This is a genomic window from Actinokineospora sp., assembly GCF_052390155.1.
Taxonomy (GTDB): domain Bacteria; phylum Actinomycetota; class Actinomycetes; order Mycobacteriales; family Pseudonocardiaceae; genus Actinokineospora.
In genome coordinates this window covers 18,007-32,283 of record NZ_JBQTHF010000040.1, presented here as the reverse complement: position 1 = coordinate 32,283, position 14,277 = coordinate 18,007, and the positions used below count along the sequence as shown (strand labels likewise).

The window sequence follows — 14,277 nt, the reverse complement described above, 5'->3', positions numbered from 1 at the left end:
CCGCGGCCCTGCCCAATGACAGTTCGCTGTTGTACCGCGCTCGTCTTGAGCAAGCTTATGGTCGACTCCTCGTTCGTCGGCCTGGAACGCGGCGCGCGGGAATCGACTGGCTTCGGACAGCCCAAGAACGTTACGCGGCCATGGGGGCGCGCCCTTTTCTGGAGACCTGCTCGAAAGAACTGAGTGCGCGCGGCATGCACGTTGATTCGCAACCCGCAGATCCGTTGTCCGGGTTGACCGACCGAGAACGCGAGGTGGTTACCCTCATTTTGCGTGGCTTGCCCAACCGATCGGCCGCGAAAGAACTGTACGTCAGCGTCAAGACCATCGAGTACCACATCGGTAACGCGTACGCCAAACTCGGTATCACCAACCGTTCAGGCCTTTTCAACAAGCTTGCCGCTGCCGAGCGGACCAGGTCCACGGAATGAACCCGGGCGAGGGCCGTCCGCGACGCCTGCCACGCATTCCGTCTACCTGCTGGTGACCGACCAGGATCGCCGACCACTCGATTGTCAGAATCGTGCGCGGCACACGAGTTCGGCCAGGGTGCGGACGCCGAAGCCGGTGGCGCCGGGCACCCAGTCGCCGTCGGTGGTGTCGGACATGGCGGTGCCCTGGATGTCCAGGTGGGCCCAGGGGATGCGGGCGGGGACGAACTCACGCAGGAACAGCCCGGCCAGCAACGCGGTTCCGTGCCGGTTTCCGGTGGTGTAGTTGACCAGGTCGGCGATTCTGGACTCAAGCTGGCGGCGGTAGCCGTCCGGCAGCGGCAGCGGCCAGAGCTGCTCACCGGAGCGGGTGGCCGCGGCGCACACGGACCGCACCCAGGTGGGGTCGTTTCCCATGACAGCACCGATTCCGCGGCCGAGGGCCACCGCGGCGGCGTCGGTCAGGGTGGCGACGTCGACTATCGCGTCCGGTGTGGACTCCGCCGCCAGGACCAGCGCATCGGCCAGGATGAGTCTGCCTTCGGCGTCGGCGTTGCGGACCTCGACTGTGGTGCCATCACGAATGCGCAGGACGTCGCCGATGCGGATCGGGTCGGCGTTGGGCATGTTCTCGGTCAGCGGCAGCCAGCCGTCGACGCGGATCGGGCAGTTCAGGTCCGCGAGGATCGACATGGCGCCGAGCACGGCGGCCGCGCCCGCCATGTCCGCCATCATGTCCAGCATCTGCGGCGTCGGCTTGAGGGACAGCCCGCCCGCGTCGAAGGTGACGCCCTTGCCGACGAGCGCGACGGTCGCGGCGGGCCGCTCGGGCCGGTAGGTCAACCGCACCAGCCGGGGCGGGCGCAGCGACCCGCGGGCGACACCGGCCAGGCCGCCCAGTCGTTCGGCGGCGATTCGGTGCTCGTCCCAGATTTCGCAGTCCAGGCCGGTCGCCTTGGCGATCGCGGCGGCCTGGTCGGCGAACTCGGCCGGGGTGAGCGCCTCGCCGGGTTCGTTGACCAGGTCACGGGCCAGCAGCACGCCGCGGGCGACCGTGCGCCCGGCGTGCAGCGCGGCCCGCGTGTCCGCGATGTCCGGCGCCACCAGGTCGATCCGCTCGGGACCGCTCGGGCCGGGGTCCGACTTGTACTTCGTGAACCGGTATCCGCCGCAGGAGAATGCCTCGACAACGGTTCGCACGAGGTCGGGGGTCGGCAGGCGGATCGCCAGCGTGCGGTATCCGCGAACCGCGCGGGCGAGTTCGCCGACGGCTTGCCGAACCCGCTCGTGGTTCAACTCGGCTTCCGGCCCTAGTCCCATTAGGACAGTGGACGGCGGCAACTGGAGGATCTGACCAACGGCGCCGTGGAACTGGCAGCCCGCAAGGAAAGTGGGCGCGGCGAGGCCCGACAGCCGGTCGGCGAACGCGGGCACCACGACCGCGTCGACGTCCCGCGGCTCGTCCACCAGCCGCCACTCGATCGTCACCCGGCCCGCCTGGCGCCGCCCCAGCTCTCCAGCTCGTCGGCGTATTCCGTTGCCAGCTCGGACATCCCGGTGGCCACCCGGCGCCAGCCGCGGGCCGCCGAGATGGCGTACGGGTCGACGCGCAGGGCTTGGACGTAGCAGTCCTCGGCCAGCAGCGGCTGACCCGCGCGCTCGAACCGCTCACCGGCCAACGCATACCCCCGCGCGGTACCGATCGGGCCGAGCCGGGCGGTGCGCAGGAAGCTGTTGCCCGACTCCAGGTCATTGCCTTGCCGTGCCAGGGTTTCGGCCAGCTCCAGGTGGGTCTTGGGTTCGTAGGGGTCGATCTCCAGCACCGCCAGCACGAGCCGGTGGCCGCGCTCGGTCTCGCCGAACCCGAACGCCTCCTTGGACCGGCTTTCCAGGCAGGCGCGCAGGTTCTCGCGCTGGAGGAACTCCTCGTACGGCGTGGCCGCGGCCGCCGCCCTGGCCAGTTCCTCGGACCGGTCCATCTCCCGCACGAGCTGGTCCCGCTCGCGCAGCATGAACGGCGCGAACGTGACGCTGCGGTAGAACCGGCTCTCCAGCATCGCCCGCTCGAACGGCGAGTGCACGGACCCCGCGAGCAGCTCGTCCAGCGCGCGCTGTGCCTTGTCCCGCCAGGAAAGCACGGCCTCGACCGACTTGGTCTCCCGCGCGTGGAACACCACGGCGAACACCGCGATGACGAAACGCAGGTCGGTCGGGCAGTCGGGATGGTCGGCGACCTCGAACGACGCCGTGGGCTCGACAACGGTGGTGGCGACCGAGCCGACGTAGCGGACGATGTCGCGCCAGTGCTGGATGCGCAGCTCCAGCGGATCACGCAGCTCGGCGACCGGCCGGGCCGGGAGCAGGTCGAGCACGAGGTCGCCGAAGCCGAGCCGGAAGAGCACCTGCGCGGTCAGGTATTGCCGCATCCGGTCGGACTGCTCGAACTCGGCCACCCACTGGCACAGCCGATCCCAGGCAGCCGTCCGCAGCTCATCGGGCAGCTCCGCCGGATGCGACACGGCGAATCCGGTGAGCCCGGACTCGCGCACCAGGTTGGCGCGAAACCGCGGCGGCATCAGCCGCTGCCAGTTGACCTCCGGTGGCGCGCCCCGCTCGGCGGCCTCGAAGGCCAGCGTCGGCAGACCCGCGTACAGGCACGGCGAACGCGACTCGCCGAGATTGAAGTACGAGGCGTACATCTGATAGTGCCAGTTGTTCTCGTAGGACCGGTCCGGGTCGCGGCGGGCGGCGCGCCGGACCACCTCGGCGAGTGGTTCGTCGCCCGACGCCGTGCAGATGTCCACCAGGACGTCGCGAGTCCTGGTCGACCGCGGCGCAGCGCGGAACGCGCGCTCCGCAAGCACTCTGGCGAACTCGTCGTGGCCAAGTGTCCGCGCGCACCGGACCGCGCCCAGCAGCGCGAAAGCCGTGCCGTACGGGCCGAGCCGGGCCGCTTCCAGGAAACCCGCGAGCGCCTGTTCTGGTTCACTCCGGCGCTCGGCGGCCTGCGCCGCCTGCATGTGGATCTTCACGTCGTACGGGTCGAGCGCGCGGCCCTCGGCGATGCCCTCGTCCTCGGCCGCCCGGTCGTCCGTCCGCGCCGCGATGTCCACCCGCCGGTCGACCAGCCGCCTACGCATCTCGGTGACCAGCGCCTGCTCGTCGGGGGTGGCCGGGGCGAGCCCGGCGACCAGGCTCGACGCGGAGCGCAGCAGCGTCCCGGCATGGTGGAAGTCCTGGTTCCGCTCGGCGAGCATGACCTCCCGGAGCATCAGCCGGGCGAGCAGGATGTCGTGGTCGAACTCGGCGAGGTCGGCGGCCAGCGTTTTCAATAGATCGCCCGCTGTCGCGAAATACCGCGGGGCCGCCGAATCGTCTCCCGCGTGCCGGGCGAGCAGATATCCCCACGCCGCGACCGCCTGCACGTGCGCGACGGTCGGCACCGGATTGTCCGCCAGACACCGGTACGCGGTCACCGTGCGCGCCGATAATCCTTCCAGGGAGAACAGCGCGGCGGCCCTGGCCAATTGACCGGACGCCTCGACCGGACTGGCACAATCGCGATCCGCGGGCACGACATCGAGAACCGATTCCGGCAGACACAGCGCGACCAGCCAGTGCGCGAGCCCGGCGCGGTCGATATCGTCGAGCCCGGCCTTGCGGCCGAATGCGTCGGCGAGCACCCGCCAATTCTCCGACGCCAACTCCGGGGCGAGGTCGCCGGGATCGCGGACGTCGTAGCGGCGCAGCCGGGACTCCTCGATGAGCAGCCGCCGATAGCTCGCGGGCATGGTCATCCCGAACCGGAGCGCGCTCGGCTGACGCTGCCCGAACCGGCGCGCGGCGAGCAGGGCGCCGCGGGCGTGCAGGGTCGCGCGGGGCGAGTCGGCACCGTCGAAATAGGGCCGGTGCACCTCGAAAGTCGCCCAGCTCGGGGCATTCACGCCGATGTGGCCGTGTGCCAACTCCCAACGGTCCACGCCGCCACTCCCGTCGTAACGGACCCCGCGAGGCCGTGGTCGCCCAGTGCTTCGCGGGGTGCGCTCACACGCTGACAGATCAGTTGTCGACCAAGCACGCCCAGCAGTCGGCCGCGCCCGTGCTGATCTCGACCTCATCGGCAAGCGTTTCCCAGGTCTCGTACTCCATTTCACCACTCCTTTGTTCGGGGAAAGGTAGCCGGAACGGTAGCAGCGGGTCTCGGCGGAGATCAAGGATATGCTGTTCGCTTATAGGGAAACACAATTCGCGACCGCGGCCAGCAGCCTGCGCACCTCGACATCTTCGGTCCAGTAATGCGGCGCCACGCGAACCTGACCATCAGGCTGGGACACGTGCACGCCACCGGCGACCAATTCTTCGGCCAAACGGACGCTGGCCACGCCCGGATGGACGAAACTGACAATGCCGGACCAGCTATCGCCGTCCGTATTGGCGGAGATGGCGCAACCCAGCTCCGCCAATTCGGCGCACAGCCACTGTGTCAAATGGCGCACTCGGGCGGCCACCTCGAAAATGCCGACCTGGCGGAGTTCGGCCAGCGCCGCGGCGAGGCCGACCATCCCGAGCACGTCGTACATGCCGCCCTCGACCCGCGCGGCGGTCGGCAGCGGCGCCAGGTCGTAGCTGAAGTGGCCCGCGCCCTTGGACAGCATGTCGTTCGCGCCGCTGAAGCCGAACCAGCCGCCCGGTACCCGCAGCGACGCCAATCTGGTGGCACGACAGAAGAACACGCCGGTTCCCATCGGCCCGCCGAGCCACTTGTGCGCACCCGCGGCGAGGAAGTCGACCGGCGTCCGGCGCAGCGACAGCGGCAGCACGCCGAGGCTCTGCACCGCGTCGACGCAGACCAGCGCGCCCCGTGCTCGGGCGAGCGCGCAGACCGCGTCCAGGTCGATGCGGAACCCGGTGGCGAAGTTGACGTGGCTCACCGCGACCAGCCGGGTGGCGGGCCCGATCGCGGCCTCGACGTCCGCCAACCGGTAGCCGCCGTCGCGCATCGGCACCCAGGACAGCGTCACCCCCCGGTCGCGCAGCGCCCGCCACGGGTGCACGTTGGCCGGGAAGTCCCGCTCGAACACCACAACCTCGTCGCCCGGCCGCCAGTCCAGCCCGTCGGCCACCAGGTGGATGCCGGTGGACGTGTTCGGCACGAACGCCACCTCGTCCGGCGAGCAGTCGAGCAGCTCGGCCGCGGTGGCCCGGGCGAGCCGCCGGGCCGGGAAGATCCGACCGACCTCGGCGCTGCCCTCGGGCAACACCTCGTCCAGCGCCACCCGCATGGCCGAGCGCGCGGGCTCACGCAGCCGCCCGAGGCCCGCGTAGTCGAGATAGGCGCGCACGGTCACCGGGTCCACCGCACCGCGCGGCCCATCCGCACCGCCGCGATGCCCGCGACGATGAGCGGGACGCCGTGCAGCAGCAGCACCCACTCGGGCACCATGGCCGGGCTGAGCACCAGGCTCGTGACCACCAGGCCCGCCATGAACCCGCCGTTCACCACGACCTGGGACAGCCCGAACACCGGACCGCGGTCGTCGTCGGGCAGCCGCTGCACCGCCTGCTTGAAGGCGACCTCGCTGAACGCGTCGCCCACGCCCGCCAACGCCGCCGATGCCAGGCGCAGCCACCAGTCGTCCGCCCAGAACATGCCGATGAACCCCACCGACATCACCATCGTGGCCACGCAGAACACCACCCCGGGGGCCAGCGCGACGATCCGCGCGACCAGCGGCCGGAGCACGAAGCTGCCCAGCAGCAGCCCGCCCGCCCACACGCTCCACAGCGCGCCCGCGGCCTGGGTCGGCGCGTCGGGGCTCAGCTCGCTGCCCAGGATCGGAATCCCCACGTGCTGCGACGAACTGCCGAACGCGTCGAGGCAGCGCACCACCAGCAGCGGCACCAGCCCGGCCGCGACCACGGCGGGCCACACCACCGGGCCGCGCTCAGTGGGACCCGGACCCGCCGACTCCCGAAACGGCACCCGGATCGCCAGCAGCACCAGCGCGGAGAGAGCGTAGCTGGCCGCGTCGAGCAGGAAGACACCGCGGAATCCGACCAGCGGGACCACGATCGCGGACAGGCCCATGCCGACCATGAACGCGACGCCCTTGAGGCCCGCCAGCACGCTGTTCACGAACTGGGTGCGCTCACCGGCCAGCACCGGCGTCGCCGCGGACAGGGTGGCCTCGAACACCGACCGGCCGATGCCGACCAGGAAGACGGCGACGTAGAGCCAGCCCTGCTGGGCCTGCGTGGGGAGCACCACCAGCACCAGCAGCGCGCCCATCCGCAGCACGTCCGCGCCGATCATCACCCGGCGGCGGTTCCACCGGTTGCCGTAGGCGTGCCCGAGCCGCCCGCCGACGATGGCCCCCGCGTACAGGGCGACGCTCACCAGCCCGGTCGCGAGCGTGGACCTCGTGCGCTCCCACACGAAGATCGACAGGCAGACGAAGTCGAGCGCGTAGCCGATGTCGGACACGGCTTTGGCCGCGAGCAACAGCCCCAGCGCCCGACGGCCCCCGAGCCGCTCCCCCACCGGTGTCCCGCGCCCGTCGACCACACGAGCATCTAACCGGCAGACCGGGCAGCCGTCGATATCGTGGAGTGCGCGGTTGCCTCGTTCCCGTCAGTCAGGTCTGCCGGGAACGAGGCTGGCCTGCTGGTCAGTCGATCGGCAGGCGCCCTCTGCCTTTGCCGATCTCATAGAGGTGCAGCGCCCGAGCAACCTGTTTCTCCACTCGTTCCTTGGGGAGGTTGGGATTTGCGGTGACCTTCCCGGTGCGCTTGTTGAGCGCGCAGATGGCCTTGCGGGCGGGAGCAGTTCGGAAGCCGGACTCCATTTCGATGACCGAGAATCCCTGGCCGTACTGCTGGCTTTCCACCACGACTCCCCAGACGTCTTCGAGGAAATACAGGTATTCACCGCCGCTCTCGAACAGCGGGCCCTCGTTGTCGCCCCACAGTGCGTATACCGACCCGCCGTAGAGGCCGTCCCCGGTGCCGTCCCGTTCGCCGGATCGCTCCTGGTGGCCCTTGAGGTCGAAATTGTTTCCGGGCAGCGGCGGATATCCTATCGAGAACACGGTTTCCGGCGGCGTGTTGTCCGAGCGGTGCACGCAGGCGAGCGGCCCGGGTTTGCGTTTCCCGCCGAACTGGTCGGTCGCCGTCCAGTTCACCTCGTCGGGCTCGGCGCCGTCCTTGCGGTCCTCCGGCCCGACGAATCCCGGTGTCGTCGGCGGCGCCGCGGCCTGGTCCGCTGGGGCGGTCGGCGTGGGCGCGGTGGTCGGGGTCGAAGTTGACTTGGGGGTGGCAGTGGGCTTGGGCGTGGCGGTGGACTTGGGGGTGGCAGTGGGTGTCGGTGTCGGTGTGGCGGCGATGGTCGGCGCGGGCCGCATCAGCGAGGTCAGCCACTCGACGGACGACGTGATCAGGTTGGAGTACAGCCGAACCTGACCGCCGCCAGCCCACAGACCGTTCGTGATGGTGACCGCCCGCAGGCGCCGCCGGTACCGGGTCGTCATGGTGTGCAGGGCGCGCCGCTGCACGTCGGGCATGGTCACCACGTGGGCGAGGCGCCGCCGAGCGAAGCGGTCGACCACCCTCCACAGGATGGCGGTCATTGCTTCCCCTTCGCCAGCAACTGCTCGATCTCCGCGCGGCGCGTGCCGAGAATGCGGGTGACCCCCGACTGCAGGATTTCCCGCTGCGCGGCGGGCACCGTCACGTATCCGTTCTGCAACTGCACGATGACGTCCTCGTCGGGTCCGGCATTGTCGAAGATGTCCATGGCGAGCGCCGAGCTGATGAGATCCACCACGAGCGCCGGTGTGAGCTGCTTCAATTCCGGCTGCTGGGCCAGCGCTTCCCGAAAGACCGGCATACCGATCTGTTCGACAATCTGGGCGGCAGCCTTTTCCAGATCGTTACCTTCGACATTGGCCGCATGCACCGCCGCAGTCAATTCCTGGGCAGTCGGGGCGGTCGTGGTTTTAGCAGATTGCGGCTGAGACACGGCAGTCTTCTTCCCAGTGTGAGGGGTGCTTTTCCGAATCGCCAAGCCCCACCATACGTGGCGTGTGAGCGCCGTCACATCACCCGCATGGAGCATTTTTTTCAATTGTGCCGAGGGCCTCGACCGAGATGAGCACGAGGATGGTGGCGACGAGGGCGACACCGAGTGGGACGCGCGGTCCCCGGGGTCGCGGCACCGAACACCGTGGCGAAACGCTGAAGGGTGTGCGGCGTCCGCTCCGCCCACGCCGGGGCACACGCAGGCGGCGGCAAGCGCCGCCCGTGGACGCGCGGTCGCGGTTGAGGTTGGCAGCGCTGCCGCCCTGCCCAACGGACTTCGCCGACCCGGGTCAGCGGGGCAGCAGGACCGTCTGGGTCTGTGTGGTCTGGGCGACCCGCTTGCCCGCCGCGTCGAACAGGTCGGTCTGCACCACGATGGTCGTGCGCCCCAGGTGCAGCGGCCGGGCGACGGCCTCGACCTGCCCGTCGCGGACCGCGCGGAAGAGGTTGGTCTTGGTCTCGATGGTCGACGTGCCCGCGGCGCCCGCGGGAAGGTTGAGGAACGCGCACACCGCGCCCGCAGTGTCCGCGAGGGTGATGAGCGCGCCGCCGTGCAGGGCACCGCCGACAGTGCAGCGGTCCGCGTGCCAGGCCATCGTGGCGCGCACTTCCTCGGGCGCCGCCGCGGTGATCTCGACGCCGCTGGCCACGGCGAACGGCATGGACTCGGTCAACTGCCGCAGGGTGAGCATGGCGCCAAACCTACTGTTGCTGACTGCGCAGCGTCCCCTCGGCCATCCGCCGGGTGACGTCGTGGCGCAGCCAGATCAGCCACGCCCACGCGAGACCGAACAGCAGGCCGACCGCGCCGAGAGCAGGCACGGCGAAGTAGCCGAGAATCATCACCACCTGCAACGCCACCGCGACCCAGATTCCCCACGGCCGCCCCGCGACGCCGCAGGCCAGGATCATCGCGAGGGCGAGCAGGCCGACCAGCCAACCCTGCCAACTCGCCACGCCACCGTCCATTTTGGCCACGACGAGCAGCGCGAGCAGCACCACGATCGCCTCCAGGATGAGCATCGCGGACAGCACGCCGCGAAAGCCCTTCATGGGGTCGGGCAGTGTGGGGTCGGGATCTGTCGGCCCGCCCGGTGCCGGTGATTCGCTCGCGGGCTCACCCATTAGGCAGGCTCCTTACCGAACAGCGCGCGGACCTCGCCTGCGGTGACCACCGACCCGGTGACCACCACGCCCCCGCCCGCGACCGGCTCACGCGGATTGTCGGTCTCCTCGGCGAGGCGCACGGCGGTCTCGATGGCGTTGTCCAGGTGTGGCTCGACCACGACCCGTTCGTCGCCGAAGATCTCGACGGCGGTCTCGGCGAGCCGGTCGGGGTCCATCGCGCGCGGGGACGAGTTCGCGGTTACCACAAGGTCGGTGAACACCGGTTCCAGCGCGGAGAGGATGCCGACCACGTCCTTGTCCGCCATCACGCCGACCACGCCGACCACCTTGCGGAAGCCGAACTCCTCGTCCAGGGCGGCGGCCAGCGCGGCGGCCCCGTGCGGATTGTGCGCGGCGTCGACGAACACGCTCGGCGCGGTCCGAACCCGCTCCAGCCTGCCCGGCACCCGCACGGTGGCGAACGCCTCCCGCACCGCGTCCACGTCGAGGGTCCGGTCCGCGCCCGCCCCGAAGAACGCCTCGACCGCGACCAGCGCGAGCACGGCGTTCGCGGCCTGGTGGGCGCCGTGCAGGGGGAGGAAAATCTCGTCGTAGACGCCGCCGAGGCCCTGCAGGGCGAGCATCTGCCCGCCGATGGCGACGTCGCGGCGCAGTACGCCGAATTCCAGCCCCTGGCGCGCCACCGTGGCGTCGACCTCGGTGCAGCGCTCCAGCAGCACCCGGGCGACTTCCGGGTTCTGCTCCGCGAGCAGCGCGATCGAGCCGGGCTTGATGATCCCGGCTTTCTCGCGGGCGATGCCGAGCAGGTCGGGGCCGAGGTACTCGACGTGGTCGATGCCGATCGGACACACCACGGCGATCCGCGCGTCGGCGACGTTGGTGGCGTCCCAGCTCCCGCCCAGCCCCACCTCCAGCACGGCCGCGTCGACCGGGGCGTCGGCGAACGCGGCGAACGCCATCGCGGTGAGCACCTCGAACTTGCTCATCGGCACATCGGACTTGCCGTCGATCATGGCCAGATACGGCTCGACGTCGCGGTAGACCTCGACGTAGCGCTCTGGACTGATCGGCTCGTTGTCCAGACTGATCCGCTCGGTGACGAGCTGGAGGTGCGGGCTGGTGAACCGACCGGTGCGCAGGCCCAGCCGTGTCAGCAGCGCGTCGATCATCCGCGTGGTGGAACTCTTGCCGTTGGTCCCCGCCACCTGGATGACCGGGTACGCCTTGTGCGGGTCGGCCAGTACGTCGACCAGGGCGGAGATCCGCGCCAGCGTGGGCTCGATCTTGGTCTCGGGCCAACGAGTGTCCAGTTCGGACTCGACCTGGTGCAGTTCCTCCAGCGCCCCGGGGTCCAGCTTGGGCACGCTCATTCTCCTCGGAGGTCGCCGACAGTCACGGACCGAGTCTACGCGCGCACCTCAGAACCCGTCGTCGTACTGGTCAGGGGAGTGGACGAAAGGCTGCCAGGAAACGCAGGTCGGTTGCGCCCCGGTGGTCATGAACTCCGCCGCCACCTGCCGAACGACCGCGATCGGCAGCTCACTGTTCGGCGGATAGGAGCGCTCGTTTCCCATATAAGAGTAGGACACGGAGTCCTCGTTGGACGGCGTCTCACTCATGGTGTACCAGCCGTTGGGTAGGCCAGCGTAGTAGACGGCTCCCTTGTCCCCGTTCACTCCGACCTCAACGACGTCACCATTGTCCAGCGCGGCTTGCACAACGACCCTGCCATCGGGCGCGACCTGCTGAGCTGCAGCGAGGGCTGCATACAACTCCTGGACAGTCACTACCCGCACGGGTGTCTGGCCGTGCTCTTCGTCCCACCACAGCGTCAGTGTCACAAAGATCCTCAGAAGCCGTCGTCGTCCTGGTCGTCTGGGGGGACGAAGAGTGGGCGCGGCTGCCAGGAAACGCAGGTCGGTCGCTCCCCGGTGGTCATGAACTCCGCCGCCGCCTGCCGCACGGTCGCGATCGGCAGTTCGCTGTTGACGGGATACGGGCGCTCGTTGCCCATGGAGAAATAGGACACCGTCGCCTCGTTCGAGGGAACCTCACTCCGGGAGTACCAGCCGCCTGCGGGTTGGGTGCCGCCGTAATAGAGCACGCCGACATCGCCGTCCAGCCCGATGTCGACAAATCCACCACCGTCCACGACGGCCTGCACTACCATTGGCCAGTCGGGTTCATCCTGCTGGGCTTGGTCAAGCGCGGCATCGAGTGCACCGGCACTGTCTACTCGGACGGGGCCGCTGTCGGCCTCCCGCGCCCACCACAGGTCTAGTGTCCCCACGGCGGTTGGACTCCTCCGGTGTAGGTCTTCTGGATCTTTGATCCGTTCGGGTCTAAGGAATGCACCGTCAGCGTCGATCCTGCGGGCAACAGGATCGGCACCAGCGTCTCACAACCGAATGGCCCCCAGCAGACCCGGTTGTTGATCACCAGCGTCGCCTGTCGGATGCCGTTGTCGCGCATCAGGACGGCCGTCTTCACCTCGACATCACTAGTCGTCACCGGAGTCTCCTTGAGCCCCAACCCGGCAAGTACCTCCTCGGCGCGGCGGGATAGCTGGCTCGTGCCGCTGGCGACCGATCGCACGGTGCCGTCGATGACCAATCGTCCGTGGGTCTTCGCGCCGGACTTGCGGCGAACCAGGGGTGGCAGTTCGGCGCGGAGGGTGTCGATCTGGGCGCGGGTGGGTGGGGGCGGAACTTTGGCAGGCGGTACGGGTTGTGGTGGTCCGGGGCGGGTGGTGGTGACACCGAGATTGGTCAGGTAGGCGAGAAGGTGCTGGCCTGCGGCGTCGATCTTGGTGAGGGTGTCGATCAAGGACTGGTGGGTCGCGTGGGTCGCGGCGATGATCTGCGCGGCTTCGGGGGCGGTCGAACCGTGCAGAAGGCTGGTCCACAGGGCAACCTGGTCGTCGGTGTCGGTGAGTTGGGTTCGGATGGTCTCGCGGGCGGCGCGCAGCAGGGCGAGGACTCGATTGAGTTCCGCCGCCAGGGTCTCCACGGACAAGCGCGGCTCCCAATGAGCTCCTACAACGTGCGGAGGGCGCAGGCGAAGGCGGCAACGGGGAAGGCCAGGGTGGGGCCGCCGGGGTTCTTGGAGTCACGAACAGCAGTCACCAACGGGGTGCGGCCGACCTCGACACACTCGGCGTTGGTGCCACTGCGGCTGGACTTGCGCCACGCGAAGCCGACCTCCACGCACTCGGCGTTGGAGCCGCTGCGGCTGGACTTGCGCCACTGGATCGAAGACAGGTCCACCGCGTCCATCTGGTCCTCACTCCCGGTCGTACTCCTGTGCGATGGTCGCAACGAGTTCGACCGACTTGGCCGGACTCAGTGCCACCTCGACAAGCCTATCGGCTTCGCGTCGAAAGAACTCGATCTGATCGGGTTCCTCCAGGAAGAGACCGGAAATCTTGTGATCGAGGTACACCACCGCCTTGTTGCGCTCAAAGTCGAGCAGGTGGAACGAACCATCCAAACCGGAGTGCCCATGAAGCGTGCAGGGCAACACCTGAAGCGATCTGTTCGGCCGCTCGACGGCTTCGATCAGGTGGCGCAGTTGGCGCGCCATGACCTTCGGAGCGCCGAGAATCCGGCGCAGCACCATCTCGTCCACGATGAGGTCAAGCGACGGCGGTTCTTCCTTCGCGAGGATCGCCTGCCTGGCCAGTCGCGCCGCTACACGGGAGTCGATGTCCTCATCCGAGACGTTGCACACCCGCATCAGCGCGCGGATGTAGTCGCCAGTCTGGACGAGGCCGGGGATGAGCATCGGGTGGAAGGTGACGATGCTGGTGGCGTCGCGTTCTATCCGCATGAGGGTTTTGGACTCTTCGGATAGCGCGGGCTGGCTTTCCCAGTATCCTATGTCATCAGAACGCTCGGCCAACTTGAGCAGACGGTCGCGCTCCTTGCCGATCACTCGGTAGATCACGAGCAAGGACGCCACGTCAGCGGGCCGGATTCCCTGTTTGCCGGTCTCCATGCGGGAGATCTTGGACGCCTGCCAGCCGAGCTGGTCGGCGACCCTCTTGCAGCTCATCCGCAGGCCCTCGCGCAGCACCCGCAGTTCGCCGCCGAGACCACGGCCTATCACGGTGGCCTGCTTGGGGGTGGACATCGGCTTCCTCCATGGTCGGATCGGTCACTGACCGCATCCTCTCGCAAACGGTGCCGGAACGCATTCACCCGATAGCGTCATTGTTCTTTGATCGCGATCGATGCGATGCTCGATAGGTAGATCGCAACGTTGCAGAGGAGTCGAGATGGTGGAGATGGACTGGCCGGAGCCGCGCATGGGGCCGAGCGGCGAGGTGTTGCCGTTCACCGAAAGCGAGGTCGACCGGATGATCCCGATGCTGGCCGAACACTTCGCGCCACGGCGGGTCGCGCTCTGCGGGGTCGTCCGGGACGACCACGGTCACGCGCTCGACGTGCAGGTGATCGGGTGGGGACTGCAGATGGGCGACGACGACGAGCGGATCGAGGTCGTCTGCTACCGCAACGACAACGGCAACCCGGTGCACGGCTCGTTCAAGTCGGCCGAGCGGGCGGTCCGCGTCCTCAGTGCGGGCCAGGACGTGCGGATGGCGTGGGCCGACCCCGAACTCGCGACCTGACGCGCACGCCGA

The 14,277-nt window shown here is 69.0% G+C and carries 16 protein-coding genes; 2 read left to right on the top strand and 14 right to left on the bottom strand.

The genetic code is table 11. The annotated features are described in order from the left end of the window. The coding region (locus ACT4N7_RS15160) for a response regulator transcription factor (RefSeq protein ID WP_444829359.1) at positions 1-431 on the top strand (431 nt) is incomplete at its 5' end. A gap of 84 nt (positions 432-515) precedes the next feature. Here ACT4N7_RS15160 and ACT4N7_RS15155 read toward each other — a convergent pair. The 14 genes from ACT4N7_RS15155 to ACT4N7_RS15090 form a co-directional block, all read right to left on the bottom strand. Then, complete coding sequence (locus ACT4N7_RS15155; RefSeq protein ID WP_444829358.1) at positions 516-1,919, bottom strand: leucyl aminopeptidase; 1,404 nt, start codon at positions 1,917-1,919, stop codon at positions 516-518. After that, positions 1,916-4,411 carry a hypothetical protein gene (locus ACT4N7_RS15150; RefSeq protein ID WP_444829357.1) on the bottom strand — a complete coding sequence of 832 codons (2,496 nt, stop codon included), beginning with the start codon at positions 4,409-4,411 and terminating at the stop codon, positions 1,916-1,918. The genes ACT4N7_RS15155 and ACT4N7_RS15150 overlap by 4 nt, the downstream gene beginning before the upstream one ends. A 249-nt stretch (positions 4,412-4,660) precedes the next feature. After that, positions 4,661-5,779 (bottom strand): aminotransferase class V-fold PLP-dependent enzyme, encoded by a 1,119-nt coding sequence (locus ACT4N7_RS15145; RefSeq protein ID WP_444829356.1) that lies wholly within the window; start codon positions 5,777-5,779, stop codon positions 4,661-4,663. After that, a complete protein-coding gene (locus ACT4N7_RS15140; RefSeq protein WP_444829355.1) occupies positions 5,776-6,996 on the bottom strand; it encodes an MFS transporter in 1,221 nt (406 codons plus the stop codon). Before ACT4N7_RS15140 ends, ACT4N7_RS15145 begins: the two co-directional genes overlap by 4 nt. 103 nt (positions 6,997-7,099) lie before the next feature. Then, a complete protein-coding gene (locus ACT4N7_RS15135; RefSeq protein WP_444829354.1) occupies positions 7,100-8,056 on the bottom strand; it encodes a hypothetical protein in 957 nt (318 codons plus the stop codon). After that, positions 8,053-8,448: a hypothetical protein gene (locus ACT4N7_RS15130; RefSeq protein ID WP_444829353.1), complete on the bottom strand. Its 396-nt coding sequence runs from the start codon at positions 8,446-8,448 to the stop codon at positions 8,053-8,055. Before ACT4N7_RS15130 ends, ACT4N7_RS15135 begins: the two co-directional genes overlap by 4 nt. Before the next feature lie 349 nt (positions 8,449-8,797). After that, a complete protein-coding gene (locus ACT4N7_RS15125; protein WP_444829352.1) occupies positions 8,798-9,199 on the bottom strand; it encodes a PaaI family thioesterase in 402 nt (133 codons plus the stop codon). 10 nt (positions 9,200-9,209) lie between these two features. After that, a complete protein-coding gene (locus tag ACT4N7_RS15120; protein WP_444829351.1) occupies positions 9,210-9,560 on the bottom strand; it encodes a DUF4233 domain-containing protein in 351 nt (116 codons plus the stop codon). 71 nt (positions 9,561-9,631) lie between these two features. Continuing rightward, the gene (gene folC / locus ACT4N7_RS15115) at positions 9,632-11,005 is read right to left on the bottom strand and encodes a bifunctional tetrahydrofolate synthase/dihydrofolate synthase (protein WP_444829350.1); all 1,374 of its coding nucleotides are present in this window, start codon (positions 11,003-11,005) and stop codon (positions 9,632-9,634) included. A gap of 48 nt (positions 11,006-11,053) precedes the next feature. After that, on the bottom strand, positions 11,054-11,476 hold the full coding sequence (locus ACT4N7_RS15110) for an Imm1 family immunity protein (protein WP_444829349.1): 423 nt from the start codon (positions 11,474-11,476) through the stop codon (positions 11,054-11,056). 8 nt (positions 11,477-11,484) lie between these two features. Further along, a complete protein-coding gene (locus ACT4N7_RS15105; RefSeq protein WP_444829348.1) occupies positions 11,485-11,925 on the bottom strand; it encodes an Imm1 family immunity protein in 441 nt (146 codons plus the stop codon). Then, on the bottom strand, positions 11,913-12,644 hold the full coding sequence (locus tag ACT4N7_RS15100; protein WP_444829361.1) for a DddA-like double-stranded DNA deaminase toxin: 732 nt from the start codon (positions 12,642-12,644) through the stop codon (positions 11,913-11,915). The genes ACT4N7_RS15105 and ACT4N7_RS15100 overlap by 13 nt, the downstream gene beginning before the upstream one ends. A 26-nt stretch (positions 12,645-12,670) precedes the next feature. Further along, the gene (locus ACT4N7_RS15095) at positions 12,671-12,910 is read right to left on the bottom strand and encodes a DUF397 domain-containing protein (RefSeq protein ID WP_444829347.1); all 240 of its coding nucleotides are present in this window, start codon (positions 12,908-12,910) and stop codon (positions 12,671-12,673) included. 7 nt (positions 12,911-12,917) lie between these two features. Further along, positions 12,918-13,766: a helix-turn-helix domain-containing protein gene (locus ACT4N7_RS15090; RefSeq protein ID WP_444829346.1), complete on the bottom strand. Its 849-nt coding sequence runs from the start codon at positions 13,764-13,766 to the stop codon at positions 12,918-12,920. A gap of 145 nt (positions 13,767-13,911) precedes the next feature. Here ACT4N7_RS15090 and ACT4N7_RS15085 point away from each other — a divergent pair, with 145 nt between their 5' ends. Then, positions 13,912-14,265, top strand: a complete 354-nt coding sequence (locus ACT4N7_RS15085; RefSeq protein WP_444829345.1) for a hypothetical protein — start codon at positions 13,912-13,914, stop codon at positions 14,263-14,265. Positions 14,266-14,277: the final 12 nt, after the last annotated feature.

What these genes read in the sequence shown, in the direction of transcription:
- ACT4N7_RS15085 (WP_444829345.1), top strand. Translation starts at nt 13,912, where the DNA reads ATGGTGGAGATGGACTGGCCGGAGCCGCGCATGGGGCCGAGCGGCGAG.
- ACT4N7_RS15095 (WP_444829347.1), bottom strand. Translation starts at nt 12,910, where the DNA reads ATGGACGCGGTGGACCTGTCTTCGATCCAGTGGCGCAAGTCCAGCCGC.
- ACT4N7_RS15135 (WP_444829354.1), bottom strand. Translation starts at nt 8,056, where the DNA reads ATGACCGCCATCCTGTGGAGGGTGGTCGACCGCTTCGCTCGGCGGCGC.
- ACT4N7_RS15090 (WP_444829346.1), bottom strand. Translation starts at nt 13,766, where the DNA reads ATGTCCACCCCCAAGCAGGCCACCGTGATAGGCCGTGGTCTCGGCGGC.
- ACT4N7_RS15125 (WP_444829352.1), bottom strand. Translation starts at nt 9,199, where the DNA reads ATGCTCACCCTGCGGCAGTTGACCGAGTCCATGCCGTTCGCCGTGGCC.
- folC (WP_444829350.1), bottom strand. Translation starts at nt 11,005, where the DNA reads ATGAGCGTGCCCAAGCTGGACCCCGGGGCGCTGGAGGAACTGCACCAG.
- ACT4N7_RS15120 (WP_444829351.1), bottom strand. Translation starts at nt 9,560, where the DNA reads ATGAAGGGCTTTCGCGGCGTGCTGTCCGCGATGCTCATCCTGGAGGCG.